This window comes from Colwellia sp. SU-HH01217 (assembly GCF_057543495.1).
Genome location: NZ_BAAJLX010000001.1, coordinates 694,115 through 707,860, shown reverse-complemented (window position 1 = coordinate 707,860; position 13,746 = coordinate 694,115). Strand labels below are relative to the sequence as shown.

The window sequence follows — 13,746 nt, the reverse complement described above, 5'->3', positions numbered from 1 at the left end:
TAAGAGCAGGAACAGTAGTGAAAAAACAAAGCTTTGATTTAGTTATTATCGGTGCAGGCCCGTCGGGAGCTGTTGCTTCTGCAATACTTGCTAAGGCGGGGAAAAGTGTACTGGTGTTAGAGAAGCAGTACTTTCCTCGGTTTTCTATTGGTGAAAGCTTATTACCACAATGTATGGAGTTCTTGGCGCAAGCAGGTCTTGTTGAACATGTTCACCAACATGCAAAGGCTTGTGGTTTTCAATATAAAGATGGCGCTGCTTTTCATAAAAAAGGGCAAGATACCGTATTCGATTTTACTCAAAAATTTTCACAGGGGCCAGGTACAACCTACCAAGTGAAACGTGCGAGTTTTGATAAGGTTTTGGCCGATGGAGCCGCATTAGCAGGAGCACAAATACGATACGGTCATACGGTGAAAAGTGTTAATGTTGAACCTGAATGCCCCACATTAGAAGTGATTGACGAGCAAGGAGATGTTTATCAAGTAGAAGGGAGGTTTTTACTCGACGCTAGCGGTTTTGCTCGCGTGCTACCTAGAATGCTTGATTTAGAAAAACCCTCACATTTACCTACGCGCGATGCTTACTTTACCCATATTGAAGATAACATCGATATGAACGACCTTAGCGGTGAAGTGTTCGATCGTGATAAAATTTTAATAACGGTTAACCCAGACAATAGCGATATTTGGTATTGGCTGATACCTTTTGCTGATGGCACATCAAGTATTGGTGTAGTAGGAAAAGCTGAGCAATTTGCTAATGTCGAACTGCCAGCAACTAATCGAAATAAAGAAATTTTAAAGCATTTTGTACAAGCTGCGCCCAATTTGAGAAATATTCTTAAAAATGCTCAATGGAATAATGACGTTAGTCGACTCTCAGGGTATTCAGCCGATGTAAAGCATTTAGCATCACGTAATTATGCCTTACTAGGCAATGCTGGCGAATTTTTAGATCCGGTATTTTCATCTGGCGTTACCATAGCGCTTTGCTCGGCAGCATTAATTGCCCCACAAGTGTTACGTTTTCTTGATGGTGAAGAAGTCGATTTTGAAGAAAGCTTTGCCAAACCACTTAAAAAAGGCGTTGAATGCTTTAAAACTTTTGTTAATTCTTGGTATGAGTCGGGTTTTCAAGATGTTATTTTTTACCAAGATCAACAACCACAGATAAGAGAAATGATCAGTTCAATATTAGCAGGTTATGCTTGGGATGAAACAAACCCATATGTTGCACAAAGTGAGCGACGATTTAAAACGCTAGTAGAGCTGTGTAGTTAGCTTTTACTTATGAAGGTTATGATGAAAAAAAATCTCTTTATCAATACAGCTCTCACTTTATCAATCATGTTTTTGTCGGCTTGTGGATCGTTATCTCAGCTTGATATTAATCATGTTGAAGTGGCAAAAGGTGTTAACTTAAAGCTGACGGCGCTTAAAAATTCACCGCCATACCAATCTAAACAGCAACTATTAACCATAACTCATCATGGTGAGACGCACCAACTTATCACTCAACTTGAATTTACTGAACATGGTCTAACGCTAGTTGCCATATCTCCTCAAGGATTACCGCTGTTTGAAGTTGTTTTTATTGAGGGAGAGCCATTACAACAAAAGCACTATATCGCATTTGAAATGCTCCCACTCGCCTTTATAATTGCAGATATTCAATTGGTATATTGGCCAGTAGACCAGTTAAATGCTTCGTTAACAGGGGCTGAAATCATAACAAACTTTGATAAAAACAATAGAAAGCTGGCGTTAAATGGAGAAACAATAATAAGCATTATTAAAAATGACAATCATGTTAGCTATCGTCACTTGCAACGCAATTATCAACTTACCATTTCAGACTCAGAGCAATAATTCATGCCCGCTACTACACTTCATGATTTAGGTATTATTTGTTCACTAGGTATTGATAAAGAACAAGTACTGACAAATTTATCTACGAAAAATAATCAAGAATACTTAACTTTAGATACAGATCTTTTGCTTGATGGTGCGTCTTTATTTGTGGGACGCGTTAATCACCCACTTCCTTGTTTAGCCAATGAAGGGAGTTATTTTCAAAGCAGAAATAATCAGTTGGCACAATATGCCTTAACGCAAATACTTCCCTGTTTTGATACGTTAAAAGCTCAATTTAATCAGCCGCGAATTGCGGTAGTTATTGGCACAAGTACCTCAGGTATTTTGGAGGGAGAACAAGCAAGAAAAACTTTACTGGAAACAGGCAACCTGCCCGAGAGCTTCCATTATTCAGCACAAGAAATGTATGCTCCTGCACAGTTTATTGCTAAACAAGTTCAAGCTAATGGGCCTGTTTATAGTGTATCAACCGCTTGTAGTTCTAGCGCAAAAGCATTAGCAAGTGCGAAAATGCTGATTGAAAGTGATATCGCGGATATCGTTATATGCGGTGGCGTAGATACCTTAAGCCAATTGCCAATTAATGGCTTTAAGGCATTAGAATCCACCTCAAAAAAATATTGTAATCCGTTTGGTGAACATAGAGACGGTATAAATATTGGTGAAGGAGCCGCTTTATTTGTGATGAGCGCTTGTGCAGGCAATATTCAACTTACGTCTGCTGGAGAATCTTCAGACGCCTATCATATTTCAGCACCGCAACCTGAAGGTGTTGGTGCACAAGCTTCAATGACACAAGCGTTAAATTATGCTGATATTCAGGCTGAGCAGTTAAGTTATCTAAACTTACATGGCACAGGTACACCCAAAAATGATGAAATGGAGGCACAGGCTGTATTTAATCTGTGTGGTGACTCTGTGTTAGCAAGTTCAACCAAAAGACTTACCGGCCATGCATTAGGTGCTGCTGGCGCAATTGAAGCCGGACTCTGTTGGCTAGTGTTAAATAGTAAAACAAGGGACTACGTTATACCTGAAAATAAAAATAATGGGACGGTAGACCCCACAATAGCGCCTTTGAATTTAAGCGCGGGTCAACAAGTTGAAAACATGTCTTTTTGTTTGTCTAATTCTTTTGCGTTTGGCGGTAGCAACATAAGTTTAATTTTAGGAAAAAGTTTTGAATAAATACCCTATTGAATCGTTAATTGCCCATACAAAACCGATGATATTAATCGATGGCTTAACTGAATTTTCCGAAAATTCAGCCACGTGCTGGGTGAATATTAATAGCGAATCTGCATTTTATGATACAGATAAAAAAGGTGTACCTAGCTATGTAGGTATTGAGTATATGGCACAGTCGATTGCCGCTTTTGCCGGCGCTAAAGCGTTAAACCAAGGTGAAGACATTCGTATTGGTTTTTTGCTAGGCTCTAGGAAATATAAACAGCAACGTCATTATTTTGATAATGGTAGTCAGTTAACTATTAAGCTTGAAGAGCTTCATATAGAAGATACTGGCCTTGGTGTATATGCCTGTGACATATTGTTGGAACAAACGGTTATTTCAAGTGCTCAGGTAAATGTTTTTATACCACCAAACCTTGACGCTTTAATAAGAGAAAAATAAATGAATAAGAGAATATTAGTGACGGGTTCTAGCAGAGGCATAGGTAAGTCGATAGCGCTTAGATTAGCCAATGATGGTTTTGATATTGTTGTTCATTGTCGAAATGGTTTGGAGCAAGCTAATGAAACAGCAAGAGAGATAACGGCATTAGGCCGAAAAGTGAATATCTTGCAATTTGATGTTTGCCAACGTGAACAAGCTAAGCTAGCCATTGAAAATGATATTACAGAAAATGGTGCTTATTACGGAGTAGTTTGTAATGCTGGTTTAACCCGTGATACTGCATTTCCTGCTATGTCTGGCGAAGACTGGGACATGGTTATTAAAACAGGATTGGATGGTTTTTATAATGTGGTGCATCCAACTGTTATGCCTATGGTACAAGCGCGAAATGGCGGACGAATTATTACATTATCATCAGTGTCGGGTATTGTCGGTAATCGTGGACAGGTAAACTATAGCGCAGCTAAAGCTGGACTTATTGGCGCGACTAAGGCGTTGGCACTAGAGTTAGCGAAACGCAAAATAACCGTAAACTGTGTAGCACCTGGCTTAATTGAAACTGAAATGACAGCTGACTTGCCCGTTGCTGAAATGGTAAAAATGATCCCATTAAAACGCATGGGACAAGTAGAAGAAGTTGCTGGTACTGTCGCGTTTTTAATGTCGAATGATGCTGCTTATATAACTCGTCAAACCATTTCAGTTAATGGGGGATTAGCATAGTGAAAAGAGTGGTAATTACAGGATTTTCAGCCATTACTTCCCTAGGTGATAATTGGCATGATTTTAAAAAATCCTTACAGCAAGGTGAAAATGCCGTAGTAAAGCTTGCTCAGTGGGATGAAGTTTCAGGGTTAAATACTAAATTAGCGGCACCAATTAAAGGCTATAAAACGCCAAGCCATTATAAGCGTAAACAAATACGCTCGATGGGCAAAGTTTCTATTATGTCGACACAAGCGACGGAAAATGCGCTGACTCAAGCAGGTTTATTAGGCACAGAGTTGTTAACAAGTGGTGATGTTGGTATTTCTTACGGCTCTTCTATGGGGTCTACTTCTGCTATTCCTGCCTTTGGTGATTTGCTAAAAGATAACAATATGGATGGTATTACGGCCACCAGTTATCTTCAAATGATGGCGCATACTACACCGGTTAATGTGGGAGTTTTCTTTGGATTAAAAGGACGGACAATTACCACTAGCTCTGCGTGTACTTCATCATCTCAAGGAATTGGTTATGCCTATGAAGCGATCAAGTATGGTAGACAAAAAGCGATGGTTGCTGGTGGTGCAGAAGAGCTCTGTTTATCAAGTGCAGCCGTATTTGACACCTTATTTGCAGCGAGTATAAATAACGATAATCCTAAAGATACCCCAAGACCATTTGATCAGGATCGTGATGGGTTAGTTATAGGAGAGGGCGCTTGTAGCTTTATTCTTGAAGATCTTGATTATGCAAAAGCGAGAGGCGCAACAATACTTGCTGAGATCGTCGGATTTGGTACCAATGCTGACGGCAAACATGTGACACAGCCAACAGCAGAAACCATGAAAACAGCTATGGTTTTAGCGTTAGAAGACGCTAATTTATCTCCTAGTGATATCGGCTATGTTAATGCTCATGGTACATCAACGGAAAAGGGAGATATAGCTGAGTCTTATGCGACTTACCATACTTTGGGCAATGTGCCGATCAGCTCCCTTAAAAGCTATTTAGGTCATACTCTTGGCGCATGTGGAGCAATAGAAGCATGGGCAAGCATTAACATGATGCAAGATAATTGGTTTGCGCCTACGCTTAACCTTAAAAATGTTGATTCCCAGTGTGCTCCGCTAGATTATATCCAAGGAGAAGGGCGTGAATTAAAGACCGATTATGTCATGAGCAATAATTTTGCTTTTGGCGGCATTAATACCTCACTAATTTTTAAACGTTGGGCTAATTAAAGCCTAATTTTACGGTTGTTTAGCTGTTTTGTTTACCTTGTAATAAGCTATGATACTGCAGTTAGAATTTGATATTAAATTAAAGGAATAAAATGAATAAAATACTGATAGTTGTTTTAATGTTGTTAATTGCAGGCTGTACCAGCAAGCCAGTATTAAACTTATATGAAGTGACTGTACCGGGCAGTACGAACGGAAAAACATCATCAATTGAGACTGTACAAAGTGCTATTATTTTAGCAGCTAAGAGAAAAGGTTGGTCTCCTAGAGTGATTAAACCTGGTCTTATTGAAGCTTCTATTAATGTAAGAAGCCATAGTGCGAAAGTGGCAATCAACTACACTGAAGCATCCTATAACATTGAATATTTAGACAGTCATAATTTAAAGTATAACGGTAAAAAAATTCATAGAAACTATAATAATTGGGTCGTTAATTTATCTCGAACTATTCAGCAAGAGCTAGGTGTTAACACTCAAAGGTTTTAACATTCACAAATTAATATGCGCAGTGCTTCTATAGCACTCGCATATTTTTACGGCATTTAAATAGCGTATGTCCTAAACCAATGTCGTCAATGTCTTTTTCAACATACAAACCAGCTTTTTGAATTAGCTTAATAAGATCTGCTGAATGGTACATACGGCTGTCACCGTTAGCTAATGCGGTAAAATAAAGTGATGTCGCATTAATACAATACGTGGCTGCTTCAAACCTTTGTCTATCACAGTAGGTTTCCATAATGAACAAACTTGTCTCATCAGTCATTACCTTAGCTGCACCTTTTAAAATGTTCAGGATTTGATCTTCGGAAAAACAGTCTAAAAACTGGCTCATCCAAATAACATCAGCACCTTGATAAAACTCAGCATCTGGTGAGAGCAAATCAGTGGGTTTTACCTCAATTCTATGACTAAAACCTTGTGCTTCAACATTGTTTTTGAGTACTTCTAATTGCTGGGGTAAGTCCATTATAGCTAGGCGAATATCGGCACTGTAATGCAAACATGCAAGAGTCCATTTACCGGTATTTCCTCCAACATCTAAAATGCATTGAGGATTGTCTTCAAATACATAAGGCAAAACTTCAGGAAAGGAGTGATCTGAATAAAAGTGATCAAACTCAAACCAACTTTTTTTAACTTGTTCTGGCAGGGAAGTGAGCGCGGGATAAATCGTTGGCCAATCGCCAAATTCCTTTAACCCTGAAGGTGTACCTGTCTTTATTGCCTCTTCTAAATGATACATGCCTTGATAACAAACATCTTGGGTAAAATTTATATTGGCTTGAGTCATTTTATCATTTATTAAAAAGTGGCCAATTTTATCTAACACATAAAATTGCTCATCAATAATCCATACCACTCCCATTGAAGCTGCCATATCCAATAAAACTTTAACGCCATACTCTGAAACCTCTGTTTCTGTAGCTAAACGCTCAGTACAAATTCCTTGCTCACCTGCATCCGAGATAAGCTTTAGAATATCGGTTCTTAATAAAGTCATCACTGCCTGAAAGGCTATAGGAGCAAAAGCTATTTTTTGCGCTTCTAACTTAGCATCTAAAGCGGTAATTTCTTTGGCTTGGGAATAGTAGTTCATTGTTACTCATGATTATTTTTAATAACTAAATGTTAATATATCTGTTTTTACTTCACTTTTTAAGAGGGGAATTAATAATCAGTACAATTTTGCTACAGATGGCGATCAGCAGTGATTTTACCTAGATGAACTTTAGCTAATAGCGAGAGAGAAAATAGATTAATATTGAATTATTACACGAGAGAAGATCGTCATGGCCCACCCTGCAGGAGTCGAACCTGCGACCTTCGCCTCCGGAGGGCGACGCTCTATCCAGCTGAGCTAAGGGTGGATGCTCAAGCTTGAGCGCGGCAAATAGTATAGTTTATCGGTAAATTTGTCTAGTGAAGACGAATAAATTCGCTTTATTTTTATCGCTTTTATTCATTGAATAGGTTTGTTTGTTAACTTGTCTAAAATGCCTTAATGACACAAGGATGAATAATAAATTTACATTATCCCCATAAATACCTAGAGTAGACACTATAATAAATAATTAGTTAATTGAATATTTTAATAATTTTTACATTATGAAACTAAAATTGAGTGCGAGATCTCAGGGATGTTACTTTGTGAGTCAATATTTATATCGATTCGCGTTAATGGTGTGCTTAATGTTTGGTTTTAGTTTCTGCTTACCTTTGAGTGCCGAAAACCATTATGAAGTGGTTAGTATTGAATCTGCACCACTAAAACAATCCATTGAAAGAACAGGCGTTTTAGCCTTTAAACGTGCCGTTAATTTATCGTTTAAAAGCCGTGGCTACTTATCAAAATTAAACGTTGATGAAGGCGATTTATTTCTTAATAGTCAATTGTTGGCAGCTTTAGATTTAGTCGAGCTTAAAGCTAATAAAAATGCAGCGTATGCCAAATTAAGACAAGCTAAAAATGATGTAGAACGTACTAAAACATTGTTAGCAAAAAACTTAAGTTCAGAACAAGCATTAGAACAAATAAAAACGTCAGTCGACACGGCTCGCGCAGCGTATAAAGTGGCTTACTACAATTTAGAAAAAGCAGAAATTCGCTCCTCATTTACCGGAATTGTGTTAAAGCGATACAGCGACTTAGGTGAATTACAATCACCTGAGCGTGTCATACTTAAAGTCGCCGCGTTAGAAAATAACATAGTTGTTAACGTGTCCTTGACGGGACAAGAAATCAGTAGGGTACTTATTGGTCAGCAAGCGAATGTTATTTTACCAAATCGCAAGAAAGTGCGTGGCGTTGTGAGTAAAATTTCAGTTGAAGCTGACTTACAAAGCCATTTATTTAACGTGGAAATTTTACTTCCTGCTGTAGCATTCAATAACGGCGCCATTGCAGGACAGTTAGCCGAAGTTAGCATTGAAACAGCTACCGACAACTCAGCTTACCGCATCCCAATTAAAGCACTGGTTGCTATGAACATTGATGGCCAAGCCTTATTAATGATTCAGTCTTCAAACAATGGAGAAGTGGAACAACAGGCATTTCCGATTTTACAGCTCGATAATGACTATATTTATGTCTTAGCGACTAGCCATGAAACGCTTAACGTTATTACTCAAGGTTGGCAGCAACTTACCTTATTAAACCGCGTGCTTGAGTAATAAAATAAGTCAACATTATGAAATTATCACAACTGGCCATTAAAAATGCACAATTTACCCTCACTATAATTGTACTTTTAGTGCTTGTTGGCATTGTTTCATATTTTAATATGCCGCGTTCAGAAGACCCTCAATTCGATCTACCTATTACCTTAGTAGAAGTTGTTTACCCTGGAGCTTCGCCTAATGATGTTGAAACTTTAGTGGTCGATTTATTAGAAGAAGAAATTGCCGAAATAGAAAATATTCAAAAGGTTGAGTCTGAAATAAAAAATGGTGCTGCACGCATAACGGTGACTTTTTTATACGGAACAGATGGCGAAGTCGCCTTTAATAAAATTAAACAAGCAGTTTCAAGTGTCAAGGTTAACTTGCCTCAGGGGATCCAACAATTATTAGTGTTAAAAGCAACGCCAAGTAGTGTAGCTATTATGCAGCTTGCTTTATGGAGCGAGCCACTGAATTATAAAAGTATGGAGTTTTATTCTAAACAACTTGAAAAGCGATTAGAGGCGATTCCTAGTGTTAGAAAAGCAGATGTTTGGGGGTATCCTCAACAAATAGTGGCTGTTGATTTAAAGTTAGATTTATTAAAACATCATGGCATAGAAATAACCGAGGTTAACCGTCTCCTACAAGGAAGAGCCTCAAATATTACTCCAGGATTTGTTGATGCCAATACTCGACGTTTTAATGTTAAAAGTAGCGGGAATTTTCAAACGATAAGTGACTTAGAAGAGACGGTTATTGCTACAAATGATAACTTTATCCTTCAACTAAAAGATATTGCTAACGTAAGTTTTGCTAACAGAGAGCCAAGTTATTTAGCTTACTATAATAACCATCCGGTGATATTTATTACGGCAGAACAAAGGTCGGGTACAAATATCTTTAAATTAACCGAGCGCCTTGAAGCTGAAATAAAACGTTTTAAAGCAGACTTGCCTCAACAATTTAAAATAGACACGATTTTTAAACAAGCTGACAGTGTGGAAGTGCGCGTTAATGGCTTTTTTAATAACCTTGGTCAAGGCTTGGTACTTGTTGGTATTTTGTCTTTATTATTTTTAGGTATTCGAGAAGCCTTGGTGGTGATTGTTGCGATTCCATTATCTTTTTTAATTGCTATTGGCTTTTTAGATATATCGGGCTTTGGCCTACAGCAAATGTCGATTGTTGGTCTTATTATTGCGCTAGGGCTACTGGTTGATAATGCAATTGTTGTCACTGAAAGTATTCATAGAGAAAAGCGGTATTGCTCTAACTTAAATGAAGCGGCAAAAGTAGGTACAAGTCGTGTGGGATGGGCGATAACTAGCGGCACCATTACCACCATGCTCGCCTTTTTACCAATGTTGATGTTAGGTAGCAGTACCGGAGATTTTATCCGGTCAATGCCCGTTACAGTTGTACTAGTGTTACTCGCTTCATTGTTGATAGCATTAACATTAACCCCGCTAATTGCCAGTCAATTTTTTACCCTTAAGCCTTCAAACTTTAAAACCTTGCAGCACTATATCAATCGTTTCTCTGAAGGTGTTTATCAGCGTATATTGTCACTGATGATGAGGGCTAAGTTAGTCGTTATTGTGTTGGCATTAATGAGTTTGCTTGCAATGATATCTTTGTTTGCAGAAGTCGGGGTAAGTTTGTTTCCTAAAGCTGAAAAGCCGATGATTTTAATCGATGTTGAAACGCCTGTTAATTCATCATTAAGTCACACTGAAGAGGTAATGAAAAAAGTAGCTAAGACTTTAGAGCCGTATGAGCTCATTGAAAAAGTAGCGTTAAATGTTGGAAATTCAAACCCGCGCATTTATTACAACGAAATTCCTAAGCGTGGTAAGGGAACTTATGGACAAATATTGGTTGTTTTATCCGATTACCATGCTGAGCAAGTTAACCAACTTGTTGACGATTTAAGAACTAAGTTTGTCAATTGGCAGCATGCTAACATTAGCATTAAAGAGTTCACTCAAGGGCCGGTAACAGATCAACCTATTGCCGTAAGGTTAATGAGCGAATCTTTATCTGATCTCGAAAATGTAGCTAACGACTTGTCAAAAAAAATGTCGACAATGAAGGGAGTTATTAATTTAGATAACCCAATAGGCATGGCGAATACCGAATTAGCGTTAGCGATTAATTATCAGCAAGCAGGTTTTAGTAATGTCGATATTCACACGTTAGATACGACATTAAAAACGGTTATCTCAGGGACAGATGTTGGTCTGTTAACAGATAAAAATGGTGAAGATTACCCCGTGGTGACTCGTCGCAATAATCACGAGCTTAATGGCTTAAATGATATTTTTATTGGCAATCAATCAGGGGAGCAAATCCCATTAAATCAAATTGTGTCGCAACATTTAAAGAAAGGAAAAACAGACTTTTTTCATTATCAAAAACTACGTATGGCAAAAGTATCAGCTGATGCTGCAGACGGTTATTCTATTAATAATTTAACTAACGAAATAGTGTCATATTTAGCCGACTACCCAATGCCTAAGGGAATGTATTACACCTTAGGAGGTGAAGAGGAGTCGCGGCAAGAATCGTTTGCTGGGCTTAGCCAAATTATGATTATTACTGCGGTTGGTATATTTGCGGTATTGGTTTTGCAATTTAAGTCTTTTCTGCAGCCATTAATTATATTTTCTACCATTCCTTTTGCTATGGCCGGTTCAGTGATTGGTTTGTATTTAACGGGCTTGTCTTTTTCTATGATGGCCTTTATTGGCTTAATTAGCTTGTTTGGCATTGTGGTTAATAATGCCATTATTTTAATTGATACCGCTAATAGAAATATAGCAGCGGGTTATGGGAAAACAGATGGTGTCATTAGCGCAAGTGTCACGCGATTTACGCCTATTTTGTTGACGTCGCTAACCACTATTGCAGGTTTAATTCCTTTAACCTTATTTGGTGGTGGATTATGGCAGCCTTTAGGCACAGTTATTATTTCTGGCTTATGTATTTCTGCTTTATCAAGTTTCCTTCTGGTGCCTATTTTAACCGATTTGTTCACTCGCAACGCTCGCCACTAACCGTCAAAATGTTCCGGTGTGACAGCTGGACGTTTAAAGCTCTCTTTCAGTTGCCTTAATGTTTTGGTCAGTAAGTGAGGAATGAGTAGCTTTAATGGCATCCTTAATAAATGTCCCCGCCAGTATACTAGTGTGCTGCTTAGCGAAAACTTCCAAGTTTTTACACTACTGTGATGAGGAATTAATTGCTGAGTAAAAATAAAGTCCATTAATTTAGCATGGCGCATATTTTTTTGATGAGCCGTAACAAATAACTGCGCTTTGTTTGGCAAAGTGCGTGACAATATAAGTTCAAGGTAGCGCCAAGCATAATATAATGATTGTTGATGATTAATCGTATTAGCTAAGGTGATCAGCTGTTGGCTAAAGTCATCTTCGGTTTGGTTAAAGTGATGAAATAATAAATCTAAGTCAGAAAGACCTCTTAGTCCTTGTTCAAGCTCACCTTCATGAAATAAATGGATCGCGCTGTGCAAAAACATTGCCTTAGGAGACAGAATATACTCTTGCTGACCTTGAGCGGTGTCAACTAACCTTGCGTGTGCTGTTAACTCGGTTATGTCGATTGTTTCGTTGGTACAAACAGGTAGAATATTGTGGTGTATATCAATAATAGTGCCCCGAGCGATATTTTGCATTGGGGGGATCTCATGCATGTATTTGCGATAATATTCTTGATCATGGTCATTATTTTTTTGTGACACCCAACCTTGGCACTTTAGCGCTATTTCAGTGCTATTAATTTGGTCTTTCTTGACTAATATATCAATATCACCAAACGTTCTACTCATTGCTAACTTATAGCCTGCAAGCACATAAGCAGCGCCTTTCAAATAGATCGGCGTTATCCCAAGATGAGCGAACATTTGGTTTAATAGTTTAACCTCTTCTCTAACTTGAACATGTAAATGCTTTATTCGCACTTGTTCACTATAAAAGTGATGATTAATTTTTTCAGGAACATAAGACTGAAGATCGTTGTCACTAATCAAAGCATCAACTCTGGCCAACATTTTAGCTTCATCAGCTTGTCGTAATGTTAAGTTCCAATCTGTATTTGTAAATTTTTTGATGATTTGAGGCTGCTTAAGCAGCGATAATAATGGCATATTTTGCATATTAGTTAACTAACCGATCGAAAAAGTTTAGCGCATCATCAGTTTGACTGTACTTTAGTGCATGACAATGGCTGTTATCAATTAACTGTTCAACGGTATTAAAACCCACCTCACTAAGTAGTCCGTAGTTAAAACTATTTTGAATAATCTTCATAAAAGCATCGGCTTTATCTATCTTATTTTCTATTATTTTTGAGTTTTTTTCATAAACAGGAAATACAATAGCAAAAGGCGCTGCTTGTTGATTAAGTTGCTTTACGCTTTCAGTTGATGGCTTTAAGTGGCTGATGGTGCCTTTATTAGTATCGTCAACGACTTGCCCCATGATGGCATTAGGAGAAAAAGTTTGAATAATATCGATAGACTCATTCTTTAAGCTAATGGGGCGAGCAAGTGCTTGAATTTGATAAGACACGTTATCAATAAGCGCCATTTCGTCCGAAAGCAGTCGCCAACCACTTTGAGCAAGTAAGGCGCAAAGTGTACTTTTACCTGAGCCTGATTGTGCTGGTAAAATAACTGTTTTGCCGTTTTTTTCTAATACAGCGCTATGAAGCAATAAATAACGATGAGCATGTTGAGCGATACACCAGTTCATTCCCCATTCTAATAACGGAAAAGCTTGGTTTACTGGTAGGGGGAGAAAAGGGCTATGATCATCACAATAGAAATTGATTTGCGGTTTTAAGTAACGACGAATACCTAAAGGCTTTTTAATGGTGACATAAAAGTCAACTAAGTCATTATCAGACAAAAGTTGAAAGTCGCCATATAAGCGATGAACATTGGTCGCAATGCTAGGAAGTGGCGACTTAATACAAAAAACAAAAGGCCCGATAAGTATAACTAATCCAGATCCTCTAAGTTTTTCATTAAGTGTTTTAGCGCTAAGGCTATTTATTGTTTTATTGATAGACACTATTTTTATGATGTTTTCGTGTTT

The 13,746-nt window shown here is 38.0% G+C and carries 12 protein-coding genes and 1 tRNA gene; 9 read left to right on the top strand and 4 right to left on the bottom strand.

The annotated features are described in order from the left end of the window. Positions 1 to 17 precede the first annotated feature (17 nt). The 7 genes from AC27G3_RS03010 to AC27G3_RS02980 all read left to right on the top strand — a co-directional run bounded on the left by AC27G3_RS03010 (position 18) and on the right by AC27G3_RS02980 (position 5,950). A complete protein-coding gene (locus AC27G3_RS03010) occupies positions 18 to 1,283 on the top strand; it encodes an NAD(P)/FAD-dependent oxidoreductase (protein WP_487118639.1) in 1,266 nt (421 codons plus the stop codon). An 18-nt stretch (positions 1,284 to 1,301) separates the two neighbouring features. After that, entirely contained in the window at positions 1,302 to 1,871 is a 570-nt protein-coding gene (locus tag AC27G3_RS03005) for a DUF3261 domain-containing protein (RefSeq protein ID WP_487118637.1), read from the top strand. 3 nt (positions 1,872 to 1,874) lie between these two features. Continuing rightward, positions 1,875 to 3,065, top strand: coding sequence for a beta-ketoacyl-ACP synthase (locus AC27G3_RS03000; protein WP_487118636.1), 1,191 nt, complete (start codon positions 1,875 to 1,877; stop codon positions 3,063 to 3,065). Beyond that, positions 3,058 to 3,510 (top strand): hotdog family protein, encoded by a 453-nt coding sequence (locus AC27G3_RS02995; protein ID WP_487118635.1) that lies wholly within the window; start codon positions 3,058 to 3,060, stop codon positions 3,508 to 3,510. Before AC27G3_RS03000 ends, AC27G3_RS02995 begins: the two co-directional genes overlap by 8 nt. Further along, entirely contained in the window at positions 3,511 to 4,236 is a 726-nt protein-coding gene (fabG, locus tag AC27G3_RS02990) for a 3-oxoacyl-ACP reductase FabG (RefSeq protein WP_487118633.1), read from the top strand. After that, complete coding sequence (locus tag AC27G3_RS02985; protein ID WP_487118631.1) at positions 4,236 to 5,462, top strand: beta-ketoacyl-ACP synthase; 1,227 nt, start codon at positions 4,236 to 4,238, stop codon at positions 5,460 to 5,462. Before fabG ends, AC27G3_RS02985 begins: the two co-directional genes overlap by 1 nt. Positions 5,463 to 5,554: 92 nt before the next feature. Next, the gene (locus AC27G3_RS02980) at positions 5,555 to 5,950 is read left to right on the top strand and encodes a hypothetical protein (protein WP_487118629.1); all 396 of its coding nucleotides are present in this window, start codon (positions 5,555 to 5,557) and stop codon (positions 5,948 to 5,950) included. A 28-nt stretch (positions 5,951 to 5,978) separates the two neighbouring features. Here AC27G3_RS02980 and AC27G3_RS02975 read toward each other — a convergent pair whose 3' ends face one another. Next, complete coding sequence (locus AC27G3_RS02975; protein ID WP_487118627.1) at positions 5,979 to 7,064, bottom strand: class I SAM-dependent methyltransferase; 1,086 nt, start codon at positions 7,062 to 7,064, stop codon at positions 5,979 to 5,981. Between the two features lie 194 nt (positions 7,065 to 7,258). After that, positions 7,259 to 7,335, bottom strand: a tRNA-Arg gene (locus tag AC27G3_RS02970). A 280-nt stretch (positions 7,336 to 7,615) separates the two neighbouring features. Here AC27G3_RS02970 and AC27G3_RS02965 point away from each other — a divergent pair. After that, the gene (locus tag AC27G3_RS02965; protein WP_487118625.1) at positions 7,616 to 8,638 is read left to right on the top strand and encodes an efflux RND transporter periplasmic adaptor subunit; all 1,023 of its coding nucleotides are present in this window, start codon (positions 7,616 to 7,618) and stop codon (positions 8,636 to 8,638) included. A gap of 17 nt (positions 8,639 to 8,655) precedes the next feature. Continuing rightward, positions 8,656 to 11,685 (top strand): efflux RND transporter permease subunit, encoded by a 3,030-nt coding sequence (locus AC27G3_RS02960; RefSeq protein WP_487118623.1) that lies wholly within the window; start codon positions 8,656 to 8,658, stop codon positions 11,683 to 11,685. On the opposite strand, the gene AC27G3_RS02955 is transcribed toward AC27G3_RS02960, so the two are convergent. Both AC27G3_RS02955 and AC27G3_RS02950 read right to left on the bottom strand, forming a co-directional pair. Continuing rightward, positions 11,682 to 12,803, bottom strand: a complete 1,122-nt coding sequence (locus AC27G3_RS02955) for a nucleotidyltransferase domain-containing protein (RefSeq protein ID WP_487118621.1) — start codon at positions 12,801 to 12,803, stop codon at positions 11,682 to 11,684. The genes AC27G3_RS02960 and AC27G3_RS02955 overlap by 4 nt on opposite strands. A 1-nt stretch (position 12,804) precedes the next feature. Then, positions 12,805 to 13,722, bottom strand: coding sequence for an HprK-related kinase A (locus tag AC27G3_RS02950; RefSeq protein WP_487118619.1), 918 nt, complete (start codon positions 13,720 to 13,722; stop codon positions 12,805 to 12,807). Between the last annotated feature and the right edge of the window lie 24 nt (positions 13,723 to 13,746).

Excerpts from the sequence above, each read along its gene's own strand:
- AC27G3_RS02980 (WP_487118629.1), top strand. The coding sequence starts at position 5,555 with ATGAATAAAATACTGATAGTTGTTTTAATGTTGTTAATTGCAGGCTGT.
- AC27G3_RS03000 (WP_487118636.1), top strand. The coding sequence starts at position 1,875 with ATGCCCGCTACTACACTTCATGATTTAGGTATTATTTGTTCACTAGGT.
- AC27G3_RS03005 (WP_487118637.1), top strand. The coding sequence starts at position 1,302 with ATGATGAAAAAAAATCTCTTTATCAATACAGCTCTCACTTTATCAATC.
- fabG (WP_487118633.1), top strand. The coding sequence starts at position 3,511 with ATGAATAAGAGAATATTAGTGACGGGTTCTAGCAGAGGCATAGGTAAG.
- AC27G3_RS02960 (WP_487118623.1), top strand. The coding sequence starts at position 8,656 with ATGAAATTATCACAACTGGCCATTAAAAATGCACAATTTACCCTCACT.
- AC27G3_RS02955 (WP_487118621.1), bottom strand. The coding sequence starts at position 12,803 with ATGCAAAATATGCCATTATTATCGCTGCTTAAGCAGCCTCAAATCATC.
- AC27G3_RS02975 (WP_487118627.1), bottom strand. The coding sequence starts at position 7,064 with ATGAACTACTATTCCCAAGCCAAAGAAATTACCGCTTTAGATGCTAAG.